Origin of the sequence: Polaribacter cellanae (assembly GCF_017569185.1) — a bacterium.
GTDB classification, from domain to species: Bacteria; Bacteroidota; Bacteroidia; order Flavobacteriales; family Flavobacteriaceae; genus Polaribacter; species Polaribacter cellanae.
In genome coordinates this window covers 175,599-196,100 of the sequence record NZ_CP071869.1, presented here as the reverse complement: position 1 = coordinate 196,100, position 20,502 = coordinate 175,599, and the positions used below count along the sequence as shown (strand labels likewise).

The window sequence follows — 20,502 nt, the reverse complement described above, 5'->3', positions numbered from 1 at the left end:
TTGGCTGATTGAGTTACTGGATTATTTAGTAAACAAGCCCAAATAACTGAATAACTTTTCTCAGATAAACTAAACCAGCTCCTTAATTTTAGAGATTGTAAAATCTAAATCTTCTTTGGTGGTAAATTTAGAAAACGAAAAACGAATAGAGGTTTTATTTTCCTCTCCATTAAAAAGTATTTCCGATAAAACATGCGACCCCTTGTTACTTCCACTCTGGCAAGCGCTTCCTCCAGAAACTGCAATTCCAGCCAAATCTAAACTGAACAATAACATCTCGTTTTTTATTGGAAAACGAACATTTAAAATGGTGTAACTACTTTTATCTAAATCTGAAGAAAGCCCATTAAAGTGAATATTTTCTGATACTTTTTTAAGTTCAGAAATAAAATAAACCTTTAAACTTTCTATATAGTTTTTATCTTTATTTAAATTAGAAATCGAAATATCTAACGCTTTTTCCATCCCTAAAATAGCGTGTACATTTTCTGTACTCGATCTTGCACCTCTTTCTTGACCTCCTCCATGAAGCATTGGCAAAACACCAAACCCTTTTCTAAAAAATGCAAAACCTACACCTTTTGGCCCATGGAATTTATGTGCGCTTGCAACTAAAAAGTCTAGGTTTTGTTTTTGTAAATCTAAATTATAGTGACCAACTGCTTGCACAGCATCTGTATGAAACAATGCATTGTTCTTTTTACATAAATAGCCAACTTCTTCCACTGGAAGCATATTGCCAATCTCGTTATTTATAAGCATTAAACTAACCAACGTTTTTTCTTTCGATGATTTTAAAATATGCTCTAAATCTGTTAAATCGATGGTTCCAAATTCATCAATATTTACAAATTCTAAAGAAATAGTATGTGTTTTTTGTAAATATTCGCAGGTATGTAAAACTGCATGGTGCTCAATTTTTGAAGTTATTATTCGAGTAACTCCTAAATTTAAAACTGCATTTTGTAAAATTAAATTATCGGCTTCTGTTCCACTGGAAGTAAAAATAATTTCGCTGGCAGTTGCATTAAAATGTTTTGCGATATTTTTGCGTGCAGTTTCTACTGCAGATTTTGCTTTTCTACCAAATTGATGTGTAGAAGAAGGATTTCCAAAATTTTCTGCCATAGAAATTCGCATTATTTCTATAACTTCTTTAGCTATGGGTGTTGTTGCTGCATTGTCTAAATAGACTGTTTTCATCTTACAAAAATACGTTTTCTATGTTAATGCTGTACATTCTGATAAATATAAACCTCAGTAGCTCCTAAACCATATTTTTTGTAGGAAGCATCGTAATATTTTACAGGATATTTATTTAAGAGCGATTGCAATTCCGATTTTAAAACTCCTTCCCCTACTCCATGGATAAAAACAATTTTAGAAATTCGTTTGTTTATCGCGTATTCTACTTTTCGTTTTGCAGTATCTAATTGAAGATTTATCATATCGTAATTATCTAAACCTCTGGTAGATTTTACAAGTTGATTTATATGTAAATCGACTTCCATAATTACTTCTTGTTTCTCTTTTTTAAAATGACTTGGTTTCTTTTTCACATCAGAAATTTTCTCTTGTAAAATAGGGTTGTTAATATCAGAAAATTTCGATAATTTGTGTTGTTCTGTGTCGATTCGAATCAATTCTTTTTCATCAAAATTAAAAACCATACCATCTTCTGTTTCTACAGAAATTATATCTTTATTAATATTAACGACTTTTCCTTTTAAAACATCGTCTAAAACAGCTACTTTATTTCCAATTTCTAAACGCATTCTTAACTTTTTATTAATTTAGGCAAGCCTAATAATCTTTATTTTTGCTACAAAAATAGTCATATGTTAAGTACTTCTATAGTTTCCACCGAAAATTTCTTTAAAAATGCAATAAAAAATGTGCATATAAGTGAAGAAAGAAAAAATTTACTTTTTAAAATTTCGGAAGCAATCGTAAAAGAGTACTTAAAAAATGGTGTTGTAAACCTTAATTTTATCTGCACTCATAATTCGAGAAGAAGTCAGCTTGGGCAAGTTTGGGGTTTTTACACTGCACATTACTTCAAGTTAAATATCCATTCTTTTTCTGGAGGAACAGAGGTTACTGCATTTCATAGAAATACTGTAAAAACATTACAAAAAGCAGGTTTCGATTTTCAGGTTGCAGATTTTTCTCACCAAAATCCTAAATATTTAATTTCGTTTGCTGGCAGCAGAAAAACCATTCTTGGATTTTCTAAGAGATTCGATCATCCAGAAAATAAAGAACCTTTTATTGCCATTACTACTTGTAATAATGCAGATAAAAATTGCCCTTTTATACCAACTGCTATCGAAAGGTTTCATTTACCTTTTGTAGACCCAAAAGCGTTTGACGATACTCCAGAAAGAAAAGAAATGTATTTAAAAACGAATCGCCAAATTGCTGCAGAAATGCATTTTATTTTTAGTGAGGTTCAAAAACAAATTTTTCTTAAACTTCTATATCTCTGTCGTAAGGAATGCTCTTTAAAACGTGATTTATAACGTTTACTCTGGCTTCTGTTTTTCTATTTGCTCTAATAATTTTCCATGGCGAATTTTCTGTATTTGTTTTTTGGAACATTATATTTTTGTATTCTGTATATTGGTCCCACAAATCTTGCGCTCGTTCATCTAACTTTGTCATTTTCCATTGTTTTAATGGATTGCTTTTAATTTCTGCGAAACGTTTGGCTTGTTCTTTTTTAGAAATAGACATGTATATTTTTACCAAGTGAATGCCAGACTCTAAAATCATCCTTTCGAAATCATTTACCTGATTCATAAAAACATCGTACTCTTTTTGTGTGCAAAAACCGTTAACGGGTTCTAAAACTGCTCTATTGTACCAACTTCTATCGAAAAATACAATTTCTCCTGCTTTTGGAAATTGCTCTACATATCTTTGAAAATACCATTGAGTTTTCTCGTCTTCTGTAGGTTTAGAAAGTGCTACAATTCGCATGTGACGTGGGTTAATACGCTCTGTTAATCTTCTTATGGCTCCACCTTTTCCAGCGGCATCTCTTCCTTGAAAAACAACAATAATACGCTCGTTGTTGTTAATCGCCCATTTTTGCAAACGAATTAATTCTACTTGAAGCTTCTTTAATTTCTTCTGATAATCTACATAACGTAAACCTCTTTCTATATTTAAGGGATCTTTAGACAAAAGTGCTAGAAGTCCTTTTTTTGTATTTAATTTATTTACTTGTTTTGTTGTTAGTTTGTTTCCCATTTCTTTTAATCTAAATTATTGTTAGAACGATAATACCTCATTACTACATTTGGATCTGGCGTAATTGCCGTTTTTGCGTCTCTTTTTCCATCATAATCGAACTGAGAAATTACGTGTCTAATTGCTTCTAGTCTGGCTACTTTTTTATCGTTTGTTTTTACCATCATCCAAGGACTGTAAGACGTATGGGTTTTAGAAAACATTTCTGCTTTGTAATGCGTGTATTTGTCCCAAAGAATTTGTCCTTGCTTATCAACAGGGCTAAATTTCCAACGCTTTAAAGGGTTTTCTTTTCGTGCTTCGAAACGTCTTAATTGTTCGTCTTTCGAGATAGACAACCAAAACTTTATAATAATTAACCCATCTTCGTACATCATGTGTTCGAATTCTGGTACTTGCACTAAAAATTCTTTGTATTGTTCTTCTGTACAAAACCCCATAACAGGCTCTACAACAGCTCTATTGTACCAACTTCTATCAAAGAAAACTATTTCTCCAGGGTTTGGTAATTCTTTAATATATCGTTGAAAATACCATTGTCCTTTTTCGACTTCTGTTGGTTTATTTAATGCCACCAATCGACTAGATCTAGGGTTTAAATGTTCCATAAATCGTCTGATATTACCACCTTTTCCTGCAGCATCTCTTCCTTCGAAAATAACAGCCACACGTTTATTTTCTTTAGAAATCCATCTTTGTAATTTTACCAGTTCTATTTGAAGTAGTTTTAATTCTTTTGTATAAGAAAGTGTTTTATTTACCTTGTTAAATAAAACACTTTTATTTTCTATAAGTGTTAATAATTCTTTGTTTGTTTCAATTTTTTCGAAGTCTTCTGCAGTTAACCCTTTCTTCATAAATACCTATATTATATGTTGGTCTAAAAATAACTACTTTTTTTTATTTAGAGGGTTAAAAAAACATCAATTTACAGAAGTTTAATAACATTCTTCTATATTTGTTCTTTATGAAAAAAACAAGCTTCATTTTATTTGTATTCGCAACAATAAATAATTTTTCTCAACAGAAATTTTCGAAAGAAATTAGTTTTATCACAGAAAACGATTTGTACACTTCTGTAAAAAACGACCGCTATTATACAAATGGAATGTTTTTATCTTACAAATACCTCTCTAAATGCAAAAAAGAAAATTTAGAAAAGCGAATTTTCGAATGGAGTATTGGACACAAAATGTATTCTCCATATAAGGCAATTGTTATTTCTAAAGAAGAACAAGACAGGCCTTTTGCTGCGTATTTATATGGAAGTTTCGGGTTGAATAGAATTTATAAAAACAACCAAAATTTTAAAACTTCTGTACAATTAGGAGTTCTTGGTACTTACGCTTATGGAAAAGAATTACAAGATTTTATTCATAATATTTATGGTTTTAGAGAAGCTGTTGGTTGGAAATATCAGGTAAAAAATGCTCTTGCATTAAATTTTAATTTCGAATTTAATAGGCATCTACTAAAAGATAATTCGAATCATTTGGATGTTTCTTGGGTAAATTCCGCAAAAATAGGAACTGTTTTTACAAATTTTTCTACTGGTTTTTACGGAAGAATTGGCTTTAAGTCTTTGCAAAACTTAGTCAATTCAATTGCTTTTAATTCTAATTTTAATAATGTAAACACCAGTTATTTTAGTGAAGTAGAATCTTTCTTTTTTATAAAACCATCTATTAGATATGCTCTTTATGATGCTACATTACAAGGAAGTTTTTTAAATAAAAATAGTGAAGTTACCAACGAACTTGAGCCACTGGTTTTTGGTTTAGAAATTGGTTTAAAGTTTACGTCAAATAGATTCAATTTTGGATACACTTTTAATTTCAATTCTAATAAATCTAAAGGTTTACGTTTTAATAATGGGCATAAATATGGCTCCATAAATATGGCTTATTTGTTGAAGTAAGGAGTTGGAAGTTGGAAGTTTTTAGAATAACTTCAATAAATTCTTTCAGAAATTTAGTAATTCTTTTTAATTAAGATTTAACAAAATAAACGCTTAAAAAAAATCTTTGCGACTTTGTGAATTTGCGAGAGAAAAATTTTAAGTGGCATCTAACAAATATAAAATTCTGTGACTTTGCGAGAAAATTTTGAAACTTGAAACTTAATAATCAATACTTAATTCTTGATTCTTCATTCTTAATACCCTATTCAGTAAAAAAATCGTCCTTAAAACCAATTAAATACAGTTTTTCTTGCGCTCTTGTTATGGCTGTGTATAACCATCTAAAATATTCTTTCGAAACACCATCAGGTAAATAAGGTTGCTCTATAAAAACGGTTTTCCATTGTCCTCCTTGAGATTTATGACACGTCATTGCATACGAAAACTTTACTTGTAAGGCATTAAAATATTTGTTCTTCTTTATCGCCAAAAACTGTTTATATTTCGATTTTTCATGCGCATAATCTTCTTTTACAGCTTCGTATAGTTTATTTGACTCTTCGTATTTTAAAGACGGACTTTCACTCGTTAATGTATCTAAAAGCAACACTGTTTCGAAAGGTTGCATCTCTGGATAGTCTATCATTTTTATTTCTACCTCCGCAAATTTAAAACCATACAATTCTTTAATAGAAAATATTTTTAAAACCTGGCAAATATCTCCATTGGCAATAAAACCAGCTTTAGACGATTCATCTAACCAATAATAATTGTTTTTTACAATCATAATATAATCTCCAGCAGAAATTTCGTTTTCTTGCCCTCTTATATTATAACGTATTTGTTGGTTGTACTGGTTGGCTCTTTTATTAGAACGCACGATAAACGCAGTATCTTCAACTCCTTCATTTTCGTAAGCTCTTACAATGGCATCTTCAATATCATAACCATCTTCTAATCTTTTTATATCTGGGAAATTTACATCAAATTGAAAAGAATCTCCTTGGTTTTGTAGTAAGAGTCTTAAGTTAGTTGCATTGGCTAAAATTCCTGAGTTTTCATGCTGACGCATTACTTCATCTAACTCTATTTCTGCTACGTTTTTTTGATAGTCGTATGTTAATGTATCTTGTTCCAAAGCAGGACTCACATTTAGTTTTACAGGTGGCAACTGTGCAGTATCTCCAATAAAAATAAGCTTGCAATTTTTACCAGAATATACGTAAGAGATTAAATCGCTTAATAAAGATTTAGAATCGAAAAAACTCTGATTCTGTTTTCCATCTGGAATCATAGAAGCTTCATCTACCATAAAAATAGTATTTGTGTGCTTATTCGTTTGCAAAACAAAATCTACAGAACCATTCGCTTGTTTTTTTGGAAAATATATTTTTTTATGAATCGTAAATGCTGGTCTTTTAGAATACAAAGCAATTACTTTTGCTGCTCTTCCTGTAGGTGCTAATAAAACCGCTTTTTTACCTGCAGACCATAAACAATTTACAAAAGTACTTATTGTAGTTGTTTTTCCTGTTCCTGCATATCCTTTTAATAAAAATAAAGCATTTTTATCTTCATTAAAAATAAAGTCACTTAGAAGTTTTAATAGTTTTCCTTGCTTAAAAGTAGGTTCGTGTGGAAATTTATTTATAAGTTCTCTGTTAAATTCGCTTGGTTTTTCTATCATAGAGCATTTAAAACATCAAAGATACATCGATTTGTAAATAAAAGTTTTTATCATTAAAAAAAAATTGTAGATTTGCGATAAGACTATTAAAAAAATATTAAAAATGGGATTAATTGGAATGATTTTAGCAGCAGTATTAGTAGCTGTGCTTTTAGCTATTGTTATAGTTAAGTTTTTACCTTTAAAGTTACGTTGGTTAGCTTCTTTATTACTACTTTTCGTAGCAATATTTTTAGGAATTAAGATTTACAATGGAATTATGGAGCCCATCAATTTTAACAAAGCTAAAGTTAAAAAATTTGCTAAAGTTGTAGAAAATCTTAAAATAATTAGAGATGCTGAAGTAAAACATTACGAAGCGACTGGAAAATACACAGCTAATAAAACGGCTTTAATTAGTTTTGTAGATACTGCTAAATTAGCATTAACGAACACAAGAACTGTTGTAGAGAAGGTAAACAAAGGTGGTGGTATTATTGTAGATGTAGAAAAAAGAGTTACAGATACTATTGGGTATGAGCCTGTTTTAAAGTATTTTGAAGGTAAAGATTACAAAAACATGTTTAAAGTTCCTGGTTTAGAAGGAAAAGAATTTGAATTGGAAGTTGGTACCGTAGAAAAAATACCTGGTTTAGTAGTACCTACTTTTATGGCAAAAACACCTAAAGCAGCACTTCTTAAAGGAGAAAACGAATCTTTAATTAAACAAGAATTGGAAGCTATTGCTACCGATCAAATTAAAGGAGAATATATTTCTGTTGGTTCTTTAGATGAAGTAACTACTGGTGGTAACTGGCCTACTTCTTACGATAAAAAAGGTGAGAAAAGAGAATAGCAATCTTATTTTGAAAAACACAAAAGATAAAAATTTATCCATCCAATTTAATTTGGATGGATTTTCTTTTTCTATCCAAGATACATTATCTAAAAAGGATATGTATTTCTCTGCTTATACTTTTCCTGAAACACAAGCAACTCCAGAAAATCTATTGTTAAAAATTAAAGATATTTTTAAGAATGATACTCATTTACAACAAGATTTTTCGAATGTTGCTGTAATTCATCAAAATAACCTTTCTACATTAGTTCCCAACGAATATTTTAATGAAGATAAATTATCTTCTTATTTAAATTTAAATATAAAAACACTAGCAACAGATTTTATAACTTTTGATGAGATTAATACTATAGATACAAAAAATGTTTACATACCTTATGTAAACATAAACAACTATCTATTTAACAATTTTGGAGAGTTTAATTACAAACATCATAGTTCTGTATTGATTGATAAGTTAATTCAACAGAATAAGAGTGATACAAAAACAATGTATGTACATGTTTCTAAAACCACTTTCGATATTGTTGTTTTAGAAAATAAAAAATTACTGCTCTACAACTCTTTTACATATACTTCTAATGAAGATTTTTTATATTATATTTTATTCGTTGCAGAACAATTAAAATTAGATACTAACGAATTTCCATTGTATTTATTAGGAGACATCATTTTAAATTCAAGATTATACAAAATAACCTACAAATACATTAAAAATTTGTATTTTTTAGAAAGCAAAAATCCTATTTTTAAAGAATTAAATTTAGAAACACACACGAATTTTATACTATTAGGCGAATGAGAATTATTTCTGGAAAATTAAAATCGAGACGTTTATCTGCGCCTAAAAATTTACCTGTTAGACCCACAACAGATATGGCAAAAGAATCGTTGTTTAATATTTTAAACAATACCTATTATTTCGATGCCATTTCTGTAATCGATTTATTTGCAGGTACAGGAAATATTAGCTACGAATTTGCCTCTAGAGGTACCAAAACCATTTATGCTGTTGATGCACATTATGGCTGTATTAAATTTATTAATGAAACCTCAAAAGCGTTTAACTTAGACATTAATACCTATAAAAGTGATGTTTATAAGTTTTTAGAAAAAACTTCTTTAAAAGCTGATGTAATTTTTGCAGATCCGCCTTACGATTTCGAAAAAGAACAATTCTTAAAAATTGTAAATTTAGTTTTTGAAAAAAAAATGCTAAATGAAGAAGGAATTTTAATTGTAGAACATTCTAAACACACAGATTTATCTACACACGAAAAACATAGTTACGATAAACGTTATGGAGGAAATGTTTTTAGTTTTTTTGAAAACGAAATAAAAGAAGAAGCATAAAATTTATTTTAAATCGCAAAAAATACGGCCAAAGCTGTATTTTTTTTATAATCTAATTCGTTTTTTATAACAACGAATTTATAATTTTTTGAATGGTAACTCCTTCTGCTTCTGCTTTGTAATTCTTTACAATTCTGTGAGATAAAATAGGAATTGCAACTGCTTTTACGTCTTCGATATCTGGAGAAAATTTACCATTTACTGCAGCATGCGCTTTTGCTGCCAAAATTAAGTTTTGTGAAGCTCTTGGCCCTGCACCCCAATCTAAGTAAGATTTTACCAATTCTGTTGCTTCTGGAGATTTTGGTCTTGTTTTACCAACCAAACGAACTGCATATTCAATCACATTATCTGCAACTGGTATTTTACGTATTAAATTCTGAATTTCTACAATTTCTGCTCCAGAGAAAATGGAATTTATCTTATTTTGAAAACTTGATGTTGTATTTTTTACAACCTGTACTTCTTCACTAAAGGTTGGGTATTCTAAGTTAATAGAAAACATAAACCTATCTAATTGTGCTTCTGGCAAAGGATATGTTCCTTCTTGCTCAATTGGGTTTTGAGTTGCCAATACAAAAAATGGCAATGTTAATTTATAATGGTTTCCAGAAACTGTTACAGAACGCTCTTGCATTGCCTCTAATAAAGCTGCTTGCGTTTTTGGTGGTGTTCTATTAATCTCATCTGCTAAAATAATATTCGAAAAAATAGGTCCTTTTATAAATTTAAACTGTCTGTTTTCATCTAAAATTTCACTTCCTAAAATATCTGAAGGCATTAAATCTGGCGTAAACTGAATTCTTTTAAAGTTTAATCCCAATGCATCTGAAACTGTATTTACTAATAATGTTTTTGCCAAACCAGGAACTCCAATTAATAAAGAGTGTCCTCCACAAAATATAGATAATAGAGTAAAGTTTACAGCTTCTTGTTGCCCAATAATTACTTTCCCAATTTCAAATTGTAGTTGCTCGTATTTATCAACTAAATTCTTAACAGCTTGCACGTTTGACATTACTTATTATTTATTTCTTTTTTCCAATTCTTTTTAAACTTACAAGAAGCATGGTCTTTCGAAATTTTAATATAAGTATCTTTAATTTTATCTTTAGACCACTTCTCTATAATTTCTTCTTTCTTTTTCTTTAGTGCTAAATCTTGAATTTTCACATAATCTTCTACAATATCTGCTGTATGTGTATCTGTTCTTTCTCTCATTAAGATAAACTTATACATTTTTTCTCCAGTACTAGATTCATCATAAAAAACGTCGGTCATTTCTCCTGTTTTTAAATCATTAACTCTTGCATAAAACGCAGGATCCATTCTTGTTAAATCGAATTTAGATTCTCCTGTATATGGGTTTAAAATAAGCCCTCCATTGTTTTTTGAAGCTTTATCTTCTGAATATTTTTTAACAGCATCTTCGAAAGTAATTTTACCATCTTTAATGTCTTGCTTAATTTCTTCTAATTTTCTTTGCGTTTCTTTTAATTTACTATCTGGAATTGAAGGCTTCATTAAAATATGTGAAGCAACTCTAGTATTTCCTTTAATTTCATGCAATTGCATAATATGATAACCAAAATTAGACTTAAATGGCTCAGAAATTTCACCAACCTCTAAACTAAAAGCCATTTCTTTAAATTCTTTAATAAAATTAGATTCTTTTGTAATTGGGTATTTCCCTCCATTTTGAACAACCCCAGGATCTTGAGAATTAATAACGGCTTTCATTTTAAAACTTGCGCCATCTTCAATTTCCTTTTTAATTTCGTTTAACGTTGCAATAACTCTATCTACTTCTTCTTTTGATGGTTCCGCTTTTAATACGATTTGAGCCAACTCGACTTCTGCAGTAAATTCTGGCAATTCTCCTGCATCTTTTAAACCATTATAATACAAACGAACTTCTTCTGGAGTTACATCTACTTTTTCAGTAATTTTTAACTGCTCTTTTTCTATTAAAATATTTTCTTTTTGAACGCTGTATAATTCTCCTTTTAAATCGTCTAAATCATTAAATCCATAAGATTTTATTACTTTATCTAATGACCCCAATTGTTGAGTAAAATATTGTATACTTCTCTCTACTTTTGCATTAACTTCTGCATCTGTTACTGTAACGCTATCTATTACTGCATGATGTGATAATAGTTTTTGTTGCATTAATTCTTCTAACATTTCGCAATCTGTAAAAGTAACTTTACCTTCACTTGAACGTTTTACTTCTTCTTGAAACTTAGATATATCTGAATCTAAAACAATATTCTTTCCAATAACAACTGCTACACCATCTATTTTTACTTTTTGTGCATGTAGTGTTTGAGGGCCTATAAAAAGAAAGGCAATAACTGGTAGAAATTTAATATATTTTAAAATTGTTATTTTGTGTGGCATCTTTTACTATTATTTTTTCTATATCTCTTATTAATTCGATTTTACGCTTATGTAAAATCATTTGTTTTATTTTAGATTCTATGTAACTTAAAGGTGCTATTTCGTTTCTTAATAAAACATCTTTTATAGCCACCAAATATAAACCTAATGAATCTTGTTTTTGAATGAATTTTGTTTTTTTTAACAGATTTTCTTTAGAAAAAGGTAGTTTTAACAAAATCTTATCTACTTCTGTCCAAACCGAGTCGTTTAAATCGTAAGTTTTAAAACTTAATTGCTTTCTTTCCAATTCTTCTAAATCTTCAATATCGTCTGATTGAAAAAGTTGTATAATTTCTCTTTTGTCCTTTAAATCTTTATCAAACGATAAATATTTAGCTTTTACCAACTCTTCATTTAATTTAAAATTTTTTTTGTTTAAATTATAATAACGCTCTACCTCTTCTTCCGAAATAATAGTATCTAATTTTTGATTGATAATTTCCGATTTATATGTATTAATCAATAAACTTTCTCTGTAATCATTTACTAAAACATCTATTTCCTTTAGGCTTTCTAATGTGCTATTATTTTCTGCTTTTTTTAAAAGAAGTTTTTTAATTGCCCAATCTTGTATGTAGCTCTTTACCAATACTAAACTATCTTCTTTAGAAATATTGGCTGGTAAAATATTTTTTAAATCTTCTCTAAACAGCTTGTCTGTATTTACAATGGCAACAATTTCCGAAGAAGAAGTTTCTTTTTCTTTCACGCTAAAATAGTCGCATGAAAAAAATGTAAGTACACAAAAAACAATTAGTAAAAATCTCATTATTTTTTCTCGTAAAATTTAATTAGTTTTTTAAGTTGTCTTTTATTTACATTTATTTTACTCTTTTTTCTTAAATCTGCAATCCAATTTTTCTCTAAAAAGTTTTGATAATCATTCATTACCTCTCCTCTATTGTTTTTCAACTTTTTAGATGGATATTTATTTTTATTCGTCTCGAAATATTTCTTTAATCCTAAAGTATCTTTGGAAGAAGCGTTCCAAATTTTTTGTTGCATTAATTCGAAAAGTAACAAACCATCTTCGTATTCTTTTAAAGTATATGCATATTCTGGTTCTGTATAAACTAAATTTTCTTTATAATATGCTAAAATTTCTTTATTTTTAAACATATCAAACAGTAAATACACAGGTTTGTGTCTTCTATTTCGAATATAATTAATAAAAGATTCTTGTGTTATTTCTTTATCGTTTATTTTTAAAATAACATTTTGTAAAGAGTCTTTTGGAATCGCTCGAATGTTTTTTCTATCCAATATTTTCTTTGCTTTCTCGCTTTCTGTAATCGAATATTTTGCTTTCAATTTATTAATTACAGTTATTTCCGATAATTGCATTTTAGAGCTTTTTTTAATTTTATTGGTAAGTTCTTTTTTTAATTCGTTAAATGGTTTTACTGGAAACTTTTTAACCAATTTTATAATATGCCATCCAAAACGTGTTTTTACTGGTGCTGCATAATCTCCAATATTTTTAAGTGAAAAAGCGGCATCTTCTATAGACTTTAACATTCTTCTTTTTCGGAACTTTCTTAATTTACCTCCATTTTCTTTCGAATTCCTATCCTCTGAATATTGTTTTACCAACGCTTCGAAATTTCCATTTTTTTGAAGTTTTGCATACACTTCGTCTATTTTCTTTTTACCAACTGCAGTTGTGTCTGCAACTAAAATATGTGCAACTTGTACTTCTCCTAAAGAGGGTCTTTGGGCATCTACTTTTAAAATATGATACCCAAATTGGGTTCTAAATGGTTTTGAAACTTCGCCAATTTTAGTATTGTAGGCAACATCTTCAAATTCTGAAACCATATCGAAAGCAGAAAAATAACCCAAGTTTCCTTTATTTCCTTTTCTACCAGATTTAGGATCGCCTTGGGCAGAATTGTCTTCAGATTCTGCAAAAGCAACCGCTTCGAAATCTTCGCCGTTAATAATTCTATTTCTAATTTTCATTATTTTTTGATAGGCTATTAAAGTATCTTTTGGTGTGGCATCTTTAGGAATTCTTACCAAAATATGTTTCGCCTTAACTTCCTTTTTAGTTCTTGCATACACTTCCTTTACCAAATCTTTTATAAAAGTAGTATCTTGCATATAAGGTGCAGAAAGCTGGTTTCTATACGTTTCTATTTCTCTTTTATAAGATGGTAAAGTATCTAATTGTAATTGATATGCTTCTTTTACTTTTAATTTATAATTGATAAAAAGCTCTAAATTTTTAGTAACATCTTTAGACTCTTCGTTATCGATAACATCTAAATTTTTCTCGTAAACACGTTTAAAATCTTCGACAGTTATTTTTTCGCCATCTATCGTTAGTAAAGTTTTCGACTTATTTTGTCCTAAAACTGTAATCGTTAATAATAAAAAAATAATTAATAAAACGCTGTTTTTCATAATAATAACATTATAAAGATATAATTCCTTCTATTTTTTCTGCTTTTTTATAAAACGAAATTACTTCGTCTGAATTTTCTATCTTTAAAATAATAGAAACACTTACATATTTTCCTGTTTTCGATTTTTTGGTGGTAATAACAGCTCCTCTATTGTCGAAAATATCTTCTACTTCTGTAACCTGATTTTTAGTCGTAGGCACAATAAACTTGTATAAATAATCTGCAGGAAAACTAGTAGTATCGTCTAATTGTACTTTTAATTTGCTATAAAATTCGCTTTTTTTACTCATAATATTCTTAAAAATTTGATAAACTATTTATAAATAGCAAGCCACAAAATTACATTAAAAATTAGTTTTATAAAGGGAATGATTTATTTTTGTAAAATGCAGAAAAAAATTGTGCTTATTGGTGGCCCAGGAACTGGCAAAACATCTGTTCTTAACAGCCTTATTTCCAGAGACTTTTTTTGTATGGAAGAAATTTCTAGAGAAGTTATTTTAAAAGCAAAAGAAGAAGGTATCGATCAACTTTTTTTAACAGAACCGCTTCTTTTTAGCACCATGTTATTAGAAGGTAGAGAAAACCAATACAAAATTGCAGAAAAAACCAACCACGAACTTGTTTTTTTTGATAGAGGAATTCCAGATGTGCATGCTTATATGAATTATTTTAAAACTTCATATCCGCCTTTTTTTATAGAGAAATGTAAAAAATATAAATACGATTGTATTTTTCATTTTTCTCCTTGGCAAGAAATTCACACCACAGATAACGAACGTTACGAAACTTTCGAGCAATCTGTAACCATAGACAAATTTTTAGTGGAAGCTTACGAAGAATTAGGCTACAAAATTATAGATGTACCTTTTGGAACTGTTGAAAAAAGAACAAATTTTATTTTAAATTCGCTTTCTTGCGATTTATGATGTCTCCTGAAAAAATACTCGCCCAATATTGGGGTTTTTCGGAATTTAGAACACCTCAAAAAGAAATAATAACTGCTGTTTTAGAGCAAAAAGATGTAATTACATTGTTGCCAACTGGTGGTGGAAAATCGCTGTGTTTTCAAGTTCCTGCTTTAGTAAAAGAAGGAACTTGCTTAGTAATTTCGCCACTAATTGCCTTAATGCAAGATCAAGTAGAGAATCTTAAAAAATTACATATAAAAGCAGTTACGATTCCTTCTGGAAATAGCCCAGATGAAATTATAACACTTTTCGATAATATAAAATTTGGAAACGTAAAATTCCTTTACATTTCTCCAGAAAGATTGCAATCGCCTTTGATTCAGGAAAAATTAAAAGAAGTAAACCTGAATTTAGTTGCGATTGACGAAGCACATTGTATTTCGGAATGGGGCCACGATTTTAGACCCTCTTACAGAAACATAAAAATTCTAAGAGATATAAATGCTACTGTTTCTTTTATTGCCTTAACAGCAACTGCAAATAAGAGAGTTCTTAAAGATATTGAAGATAATTTAGAGCTAAAAAATGTAAAAATATTTCGAAAATCTTTTTCAAGAAAAAATTTAGCTTATCAAGTTTTTAAAATTGAAGATAAGTTACAACGCTTGTTGCAAATTTTTACAAAAACAAAATCGCCAGCGATTGTGTATGTAAATTCCAGAAAAAAAACAGAAGAAATTGCTAATTTCTTAAACGCAAACAAATTTAAAAGTAGTTTTTATCACGCTGGTTTATCTAAAATTAAAAAGCAAATTTCTTTTGACAATTGGATGACAGAAAAAACACCCATAATTGTCGCCACAAATGCTTTTGGAATGGGTATAGATAAGGCAAATGTAGGTTTGGTAATACATTACAACTTGCCTTTTAGCGTAGAAAATTATGTGCAAGAAACAGGTAGAGCTGGTAGAAACAATAAGAAATCGTTCGCAGCACTTTTGTATAACGAGCACGATATTTTAATGTTTAAAGAACAATTGCAAAAATCGTTGCCCACAATTGCAGAAATTAAAGAAATTCATAAAAAACTCTATCAATATTTTAGAATTGCAAATGGCGAAATTGCAGAAACATCGTTTGATTTTAATATTTTAGAATTTTCTAAAAAATATAATTTTTCTGTTTTAAAAACAGATGCTGTTCTTAAAATAATTTCTAATTACGGAATTATAGAACTTACCGACAATTATAATAAAAAATCTACTTTAAAATTTACGACACACCATTCTTCCATTTTAAAATTCGGAGAAAAAAACCAATCTCTAAAGACCTTTATTGGAGTTTTACTAAGAACTTATGGAGGTCTTTTTGAAAATGAAATTAAAATTGATGAGTTTTTTATTGCCAAAAAAGCACGTATTACTTCTAAAAAAGTAATCGAAAATTTAAAAAAATTACAAGATTTAGAATTTGTAGAATATATTCCTGTTAAAGCGGCTTCTTCACTTTTATTTTTGGTTCCCAGAGAAGATAATATAACAATTAATCGCTTTTCTAAAGATATGAAACAGTTTTTACTTCAAAAAAGTAGGAAGGCAAAAGATTTAGTCAGTTTTATAAAAAATGATACACTTTGTAGAAGTAAGCAACTACTCTCTTATTTCGATGAAAATACTTCAGAAAAATGTGGAATTTGTGATGTTTGTTTATCGGAAGTAAAAATGATTGAAGAAGAAGATCTTTCCAAAAAAATAATGGCTCTTTTAAAGGTTGAAAAAATGCTAACATCAAAAGAAATTAGCGATTCTTTAAATAGTAACGAGCAAGAGATTTTAATACATTTGCGAAACCTTTTGGCGTTGAATAAGGTAATATTAAATCATCAAAATAAATTTCAAAATAAATAAAATGAGAGATATACGCATCGTTTTTATGGGAACTCCAGATTTTGCAGTAACGATTCTTAAAAATTTAGTTGAAAAAAATTATACAATTGTTGGGGTTATTACTGCCCCAGACAAACCTGCAGGAAGAGGAAGAAAATTAAATGAGTCTGCAGTTAAGAAATATGCAAAATCTAAAGATTTACATATTTTACAACCAACAAATCTAAAAAGTGAAGCGTTTACAAAAGAATTAAAAGATTTAAATGCCAATTTACAAATTGTGGTGGCATTTAGAATGTTACCAAAATCGGTTTGGCAAATGCCAAAATATGGAACTTTTAATTTGCACGCTTCTTTATTACCAGAATATAGAGGTGCTGCTCCTATCCATTGGGCAATTGTAAATGGAGAAACGAAAACTGGGGTTACCACCTTTTTTATTGATGATAAAATTGACACAGGAGAGATTATTTTACAACATGAGATGGAAGTTACCAAAGACGAAACTGTGGGAACTTTACATGACAAATTAATGTATTTAGGTGCAGACTTGGTTACCCAAACTGTAGACTTCATAAAGAAAGGAGATGTAAAAACGACGAAACAACCCCATTTAGAAGAAAAATCTGCTCCAAAATTAAATCCTGAAAACTGCAGAATCGATTGGAATGATTCTTTAGAGAATATTTATAATAAAATTCGTGGTTTAAATCCATTTCCTGCAGCTTGGACAATTATATATAATAATAACGAAGAAATCTCTGCGAAAATTTACGAGGTTCAAAAAGAGGAAGAAAACCATAATTTTGAGTCTGGAAAAATAATAAGCTCTAAAAAACAATTGAAAGTTGCTGTCGATAAAGGATACATTATTATAGACGAAATTAAACTTTCTGGAAAGAAAAAAATGGATGCAAAAAGTTTGCTAAATGGCTTTCATTTTAGTGCTGAAGCAAAAATGTTGTAAAGCCTTTATTCGTGGGGTTTTTAGGGTTTTTGGAATTTCAACACTTGCTTTATTAACAATTTGCATACTTTTATTAACAAAAGGGCACTTTTTTGGGGGGCAAATTTGCGTAAACCCACAATCCGTCTATATTTGTTAAGCTTTTAAGCAAAAAAATATTTTATTCAATTAATTTTAAAAATCAATTTATTATGAACAAGTCAGATTTAATCGATGCAATGGCTGCAGATGCAGGAATTTCTAAAGTAGCAGCTAAAGCAGCTTTAGAGTCTTTTACAGGTAACGTAACTTCTTCTTTGAAAAAAGGTGAAAAAGTTGCTTTAGTAGGATTCGGAACTTTTTCAGTATCTAACAGAGCTGCTAGAAGTGGAAGAAATCCACAAACTGGAAAAACGATTCAAATTGCTGCTAAAAATGTAGCAAAATTTAAAGCTGGAGCTGGATTAAGCGATGCTGTAAACTAATTATTATTACAGTTTTAAATAATATAAAAACTCTCTTTTTTAAGGGAGTTTTTTTATTCTATATTTTTCCTATCTTACCTATAAAATCTAATGGATGAAAAAAGTAAAACTACAAAAGGGTAAACTATTGGTTGCAGAACCTGCCATTTTAAACGATAGCTCTTTTAATAGAGCACTTATTTTGTTAGCAGAGCATACAGAAAACAATACAGTTGGTTTTATTTTAAACAAACCTTTAGAATATTCTGTTAATGACTTGGTGCCAGATGTGCGTTGCAATTTTAATGTATATGAAGGGGGACCTGTAGAACAAGACAATTTATATTTTGTACATAAAATTCCTGAATTATTGGATGGCAGCCTAGAAGTTTCTAATGGTATTTTTTGGGGCGGTAATTTTAAACAACTTAAAAAATTGCTAAACGAAGGTTTGTTAGAGGAAAGCGATATTCGCTTTTTCTTAGGTTATACTGGCTGGAGTAAAGGACAGTTAGAAAATGAAATTAAAGAAAATTCGTGGTTTGTTTCCGAAAATGATTTCGAAAACGTTTTTACATTAGATGAGCAAGATCTTTGGAAAAATAAACTACTTCAAAAAGGTGGAAACTATAAATTATGGGCAAATGCCCCTGAAGATTTTAATTTGAATTGATTATTATTATCTTCTTCTTAATTTATAGAATTGAGTAATCGCGTTAGGGATTAAAGCATTTGTTTGAGCTCTTTTATTGCCCTAAACCTAAAGCAAATAAAAAGCGAGTGTCTTTGGCTTCGCTCAAGATAAACTCCAAGTCTGCTCGAACGCACTAAAAATATTTTAAAGATTATTTTCCAGCAATCTGTAAAACTCTTAAATTATTATTCAATTTTTTTCCAAACTCTGTTGTAAACGATTTCTTCTTATAATTGGTTACTGGCTGAATTCCCACAATTGCATTGGTGATAAAAACTTCATCTGCTTTTTGAATTTCAAATGGAGAAATTACAGTTTCTTCTAAAGTAAATTCTTTATTATTTTTAATAATATCCATTACTTTACTTCTTATAATTCCTTTGATACAGCCTTCTGTTAAAGCAGGTGTTTTAACAAGATTGTCTTTTACAATAAAAATATTTCCGTTCGCAACTTCTACGACTCCTTTTCTTTCATTTAGTAAAATACAATTGTCTAGTTCGTTTTCATCTGCAAAGATACTTGCCAATGTATTTACCATTCTGTTATTGGTTTTTATGGTTGATAAAAGTCCAGAATAGTTATAAAAATCTTTAAAAACGTCTATTTGATAGGTTTCTTTTGTTTGGTTATTGCTTGGAGAAACTTCAATTAAATAATCTATTTTATTCGTTTTTGGCGTATACAAACCACCATCTTTTCTATACACATTTAATCGTGCTCTAAAGGAAAGTGCCTCCTCTTGTACTTCTATGGTTTTTAAAATTTCTTGTTCTAAAAACTCTAAAGTAAATTCCATTGGAATTTTCATTCGTAACATTCTCATAGAGGCCATTAATCGAAAATAATGGTCTTCCCAAAAAACAACTTTTTTATTTACTATTTTAATGGTTTCGAAAATTCCATCTCCATATTTAAATCCTCTATTATCGATAGATAATTGTACGTTTTCTTTAAAAAGTAATTCGCCGTTAAAATTAATCATTGATAGTTTTTTACAGATACAAAACTACTATAATTTCGAAGATTTTTTGCATAAAAAAACAGCAATTCTGCTGGTTTTATAAATATTTTAAAAGCTATTTAAGCTCCTATGATATGTCTTAATTCATCTATTTGATTTTCCCAAAGTTGTTTTGCTTCTTCTACCTCATCTTTGTTATCGGCAAAATCGGTAACAATTATAGAAACATCTTTGGTAAGTGGGTCTACTTGAATCTTTAATTCGAAGAAACTTTCGTCGTCTTCGCTTTCTAACCATTTCCAACGGATTCTTTCGTCTGTTTTTTTTGTAATTAATTCTGCTTCTTCTTCTACTCCATCCCAAATAAAACTGAATATTTTTCCTCTAGAATTGACTTTATCTGCAAACCATTCTTGTAAATTAGAAGGTGAAGATACATACTGATACAGCATGTTTGGCGAGGCATGAATAGGAATTTCTAATTCGAATTTTACTTTTTCCATTATTTATTTTGTTAGGTTGACAAGATAAGTATTAATTCTATTTAAAAAAAATTAAAAACACCTCTTGCTTATCTGTAAAATTCAATTATATTTGCACCCTCAATAAATTAGGCGAGGTAGCTCAGTTGGTTAGAGCGCAGGATTCATAACCCTGAGGTCGGCAGTTCAAATCTGCTCCTCGCTACACAATTTCTATAAAAAATGCACTTTTAAAAGTGCATTTTTTTTATTTTAAAATAATGGTTTAG

22 protein-coding genes and 1 tRNA gene are annotated in these 20,502 nt (G+C 29.2%); 11 read left to right on the top strand and 12 right to left on the bottom strand.

The window, feature by feature from the left end:
- Positions 1-69: 69 nt before the first annotated feature.
- Both J3359_RS00945 and J3359_RS00940 read right to left on the bottom strand, forming a co-directional pair.
- Positions 70-1,203: a cysteine desulfurase family protein gene (locus J3359_RS00945; RefSeq protein WP_208078858.1), complete on the bottom strand. Its 1,134-nt coding sequence runs from the start codon at positions 1,201-1,203 to the stop codon at positions 70-72.
- A gap of 23 nt (positions 1,204-1,226) precedes the next feature.
- The gene (locus J3359_RS00940; protein WP_208078856.1) at positions 1,227-1,775 is read right to left on the bottom strand and encodes a DUF8465 domain-containing protein; all 549 of its coding nucleotides are present in this window, start codon (positions 1,773-1,775) and stop codon (positions 1,227-1,229) included.
- A gap of 63 nt (positions 1,776-1,838) precedes the next feature.
- Between J3359_RS00940 and J3359_RS00935 the strand changes: the two genes are divergently transcribed.
- The gene (locus tag J3359_RS00935; protein ID WP_208078854.1) at positions 1,839-2,522 is read left to right on the top strand and encodes a low molecular weight phosphatase family protein; all 684 of its coding nucleotides are present in this window, start codon (positions 1,839-1,841) and stop codon (positions 2,520-2,522) included.
- On the opposite strand, the gene ppk2 (J3359_RS00930) is transcribed toward J3359_RS00935, so the two are convergent.
- A complete protein-coding gene (gene ppk2, locus J3359_RS00930) occupies positions 2,470-3,255 on the bottom strand; it encodes a polyphosphate kinase 2 (RefSeq protein WP_208078852.1) in 786 nt (261 codons plus the stop codon). The genes J3359_RS00935 and ppk2 (J3359_RS00930) overlap by 53 nt on opposite strands.
- 5 nt (positions 3,256-3,260) lie before the next feature.
- Complete coding sequence (gene ppk2, locus J3359_RS00925) at positions 3,261-4,112, bottom strand: polyphosphate kinase 2 (protein WP_208078851.1); 852 nt, start codon at positions 4,110-4,112, stop codon at positions 3,261-3,263.
- A 110-nt stretch (positions 4,113-4,222) separates the two neighbouring features.
- Between ppk2 (J3359_RS00925) and J3359_RS00920 the strand changes: the two genes are divergently transcribed.
- Positions 4,223-5,173 carry a lipid A deacylase LpxR family protein gene (locus J3359_RS00920; protein WP_208078849.1) on the top strand — a complete coding sequence of 317 codons (951 nt, stop codon included), beginning with the start codon at positions 4,223-4,225 and terminating at the stop codon, positions 5,171-5,173.
- Between the two features lie 244 nt (positions 5,174-5,417).
- Here the strand turns inward: J3359_RS00920 and J3359_RS00915 are convergent, their stop codons facing one another.
- A complete protein-coding gene (locus J3359_RS00915; protein ID WP_208078847.1) occupies positions 5,418-6,842 on the bottom strand; it encodes an ATP-dependent DNA helicase in 1,425 nt (474 codons plus the stop codon).
- Between the two features lie 103 nt (positions 6,843-6,945).
- Between J3359_RS00915 and J3359_RS00910 the strand changes: the two genes are divergently transcribed.
- From J3359_RS00910 to J3359_RS00900, 3 genes are read left to right on the top strand one after another with little or no spacing between them, the layout of a single operon-like run.
- Positions 6,946-7,677: a hypothetical protein gene (locus J3359_RS00910; RefSeq protein ID WP_208078845.1), complete on the top strand. Its 732-nt coding sequence runs from the start codon at positions 6,946-6,948 to the stop codon at positions 7,675-7,677.
- Positions 7,678-7,687: 10 nt separating this feature from the next.
- Positions 7,688-8,482 carry a DUF3822 family protein gene (locus tag J3359_RS00905; RefSeq protein ID WP_243765968.1) on the top strand — a complete coding sequence of 265 codons (795 nt, stop codon included), beginning with the start codon at positions 7,688-7,690 and terminating at the stop codon, positions 8,480-8,482.
- On the top strand, positions 8,479-9,033 hold the full coding sequence (locus tag J3359_RS00900) for an RsmD family RNA methyltransferase (protein WP_208078842.1): 555 nt from the start codon (positions 8,479-8,481) through the stop codon (positions 9,031-9,033). The genes J3359_RS00905 and J3359_RS00900 overlap by 4 nt, the downstream gene beginning before the upstream one ends.
- 64 nt (positions 9,034-9,097) lie before the next feature.
- On the opposite strand, the gene J3359_RS00895 is transcribed toward J3359_RS00900, so the two are convergent.
- The 5 genes from J3359_RS00895 to J3359_RS00875 are packed head-to-tail and all read right to left on the bottom strand — an operon-like array spanning position 9,098 to position 14,176.
- Positions 9,098-10,051: an AAA family ATPase gene (locus J3359_RS00895; protein WP_208078840.1), complete on the bottom strand. Its 954-nt coding sequence runs from the start codon at positions 10,049-10,051 to the stop codon at positions 9,098-9,100.
- Positions 10,051-11,436: a peptidylprolyl isomerase gene (locus J3359_RS00890; protein WP_208078838.1), complete on the bottom strand. Its 1,386-nt coding sequence runs from the start codon at positions 11,434-11,436 to the stop codon at positions 10,051-10,053. The genes J3359_RS00895 and J3359_RS00890 overlap by 1 nt, the downstream gene beginning before the upstream one ends.
- Positions 11,402-12,247 carry a hypothetical protein gene (locus tag J3359_RS00885; protein WP_208078836.1) on the bottom strand — a complete coding sequence of 282 codons (846 nt, stop codon included), beginning with the start codon at positions 12,245-12,247 and terminating at the stop codon, positions 11,402-11,404. Before J3359_RS00885 ends, J3359_RS00890 begins: the two co-directional genes overlap by 35 nt.
- Positions 12,247-13,884: a peptidylprolyl isomerase gene (locus J3359_RS00880; protein ID WP_208078835.1), complete on the bottom strand. Its 1,638-nt coding sequence runs from the start codon at positions 13,882-13,884 to the stop codon at positions 12,247-12,249. Before J3359_RS00880 ends, J3359_RS00885 begins: the two co-directional genes overlap by 1 nt.
- 10 nt (positions 13,885-13,894) lie before the next feature.
- A complete protein-coding gene (locus J3359_RS00875; protein ID WP_208078834.1) occupies positions 13,895-14,176 on the bottom strand; it encodes a DUF493 family protein in 282 nt (93 codons plus the stop codon).
- A gap of 96 nt (positions 14,177-14,272) precedes the next feature.
- Between J3359_RS00875 and J3359_RS00870 the strand changes: the two genes are divergently transcribed.
- The 5 genes from J3359_RS00870 (at position 14,273) to J3359_RS00850 (ending at position 18,766) form a co-directional block, all read left to right on the top strand.
- Complete coding sequence (locus tag J3359_RS00870) at positions 14,273-14,815, top strand: AAA family ATPase (protein ID WP_208078833.1); 543 nt, start codon at positions 14,273-14,275, stop codon at positions 14,813-14,815.
- Positions 14,812-16,704 carry a RecQ family ATP-dependent DNA helicase gene (locus J3359_RS00865; RefSeq protein ID WP_208078832.1) on the top strand — a complete coding sequence of 631 codons (1,893 nt, stop codon included), beginning with the start codon at positions 14,812-14,814 and terminating at the stop codon, positions 16,702-16,704. The genes J3359_RS00870 and J3359_RS00865 overlap by 4 nt, the downstream gene beginning before the upstream one ends.
- A gap of 1 nt (position 16,705) precedes the next feature.
- Positions 16,706-17,650, top strand: coding sequence for a methionyl-tRNA formyltransferase (fmt, locus tag J3359_RS00860; protein WP_208078831.1), 945 nt, complete (start codon positions 16,706-16,708; stop codon positions 17,648-17,650).
- A 191-nt stretch (positions 17,651-17,841) separates the two neighbouring features.
- Positions 17,842-18,114, top strand: coding sequence for an HU family DNA-binding protein (locus J3359_RS00855; protein WP_088324842.1), 273 nt, complete (start codon positions 17,842-17,844; stop codon positions 18,112-18,114).
- A gap of 94 nt (positions 18,115-18,208) precedes the next feature.
- On the top strand, positions 18,209-18,766 hold the full coding sequence (locus J3359_RS00850; protein WP_208078830.1) for a YqgE/AlgH family protein: 558 nt from the start codon (positions 18,209-18,211) through the stop codon (positions 18,764-18,766).
- A 172-nt stretch (positions 18,767-18,938) separates the two neighbouring features.
- Here the strand turns inward: J3359_RS00850 and J3359_RS00845 are convergent, their stop codons facing one another.
- Positions 18,939-19,772: an aminotransferase class IV gene (locus J3359_RS00845; RefSeq protein WP_208078829.1), complete on the bottom strand. Its 834-nt coding sequence runs from the start codon at positions 19,770-19,772 to the stop codon at positions 18,939-18,941.
- 98 nt (positions 19,773-19,870) lie between these two features.
- On the bottom strand, positions 19,871-20,254 hold the full coding sequence (locus tag J3359_RS00840) for an START-like domain-containing protein (protein ID WP_208078828.1): 384 nt from the start codon (positions 20,252-20,254) through the stop codon (positions 19,871-19,873).
- A gap of 110 nt (positions 20,255-20,364) precedes the next feature.
- Here J3359_RS00840 and J3359_RS00835 point away from each other — a divergent pair.
- A tRNA-Met gene (locus tag J3359_RS00835) sits at positions 20,365-20,438 on the top strand.
- Positions 20,439-20,502 lie beyond the last annotated feature (64 nt).

Coding starts and splice junctions, on each gene's coding strand:
- J3359_RS00945 (WP_208078858.1), bottom strand. CDS start 1,203: ATGAAAACAGTCTATTTAGACAATGCAGCAACAACACCCATAGCTAAA.
- J3359_RS00940 (WP_208078856.1), bottom strand. CDS start 1,775: ATGCGTTTAGAAATTGGAAATAAAGTAGCTGTTTTAGACGATGTTTTA.
- J3359_RS00935 (WP_208078854.1), top strand. CDS start 1,839: ATGTTAAGTACTTCTATAGTTTCCACCGAAAATTTCTTTAAAAATGCA.
- ppk2 (WP_208078852.1), bottom strand. CDS start 3,255: ATGGGAAACAAACTAACAACAAAACAAGTAAATAAATTAAATACAAAA.
- ppk2 (WP_208078851.1), bottom strand. CDS start 4,112: ATGAAGAAAGGGTTAACTGCAGAAGACTTCGAAAAAATTGAAACAAAC.
- J3359_RS00920 (WP_208078849.1), top strand. CDS start 4,223: ATGAAAAAAACAAGCTTCATTTTATTTGTATTCGCAACAATAAATAAT.
- J3359_RS00915 (WP_208078847.1), bottom strand. CDS start 6,842: ATGATAGAAAAACCAAGCGAATTTAACAGAGAACTTATAAATAAATTT.
- J3359_RS00910 (WP_208078845.1), top strand. CDS start 6,946: ATGGGATTAATTGGAATGATTTTAGCAGCAGTATTAGTAGCTGTGCTT.
- J3359_RS00900 (WP_208078842.1), top strand. CDS start 8,479: ATGAGAATTATTTCTGGAAAATTAAAATCGAGACGTTTATCTGCGCCT.
- J3359_RS00895 (WP_208078840.1), bottom strand. CDS start 10,051: ATGTCAAACGTGCAAGCTGTTAAGAATTTAGTTGATAAATACGAGCAA.
- J3359_RS00890 (WP_208078838.1), bottom strand. CDS start 11,436: ATGCCACACAAAATAACAATTTTAAAATATATTAAATTTCTACCAGTT.
- J3359_RS00885 (WP_208078836.1), bottom strand. CDS start 12,247: ATGAGATTTTTACTAATTGTTTTTTGTGTACTTACATTTTTTTCATGC.
- J3359_RS00880 (WP_208078835.1), bottom strand. CDS start 13,884: ATGAAAAACAGCGTTTTATTAATTATTTTTTTATTATTAACGATTACA.
- J3359_RS00875 (WP_208078834.1), bottom strand. CDS start 14,176: ATGAGTAAAAAAAGCGAATTTTATAGCAAATTAAAAGTACAATTAGAC.
- J3359_RS00870 (WP_208078833.1), top strand. CDS start 14,273: ATGCAGAAAAAAATTGTGCTTATTGGTGGCCCAGGAACTGGCAAAACA.
- J3359_RS00865 (WP_208078832.1), top strand. CDS start 14,812: ATGATGTCTCCTGAAAAAATACTCGCCCAATATTGGGGTTTTTCGGAA.
- fmt (WP_208078831.1), top strand. CDS start 16,706: ATGAGAGATATACGCATCGTTTTTATGGGAACTCCAGATTTTGCAGTA.
- J3359_RS00855 (WP_088324842.1), top strand. CDS start 17,842: ATGAACAAGTCAGATTTAATCGATGCAATGGCTGCAGATGCAGGAATT.
- J3359_RS00850 (WP_208078830.1), top strand. CDS start 18,209: ATGAAAAAAGTAAAACTACAAAAGGGTAAACTATTGGTTGCAGAACCT.
- J3359_RS00845 (WP_208078829.1), bottom strand. CDS start 19,772: ATGATTAATTTTAACGGCGAATTACTTTTTAAAGAAAACGTACAATTA.
- J3359_RS00840 (WP_208078828.1), bottom strand. CDS start 20,254: ATGGAAAAAGTAAAATTCGAATTAGAAATTCCTATTCATGCCTCGCCA.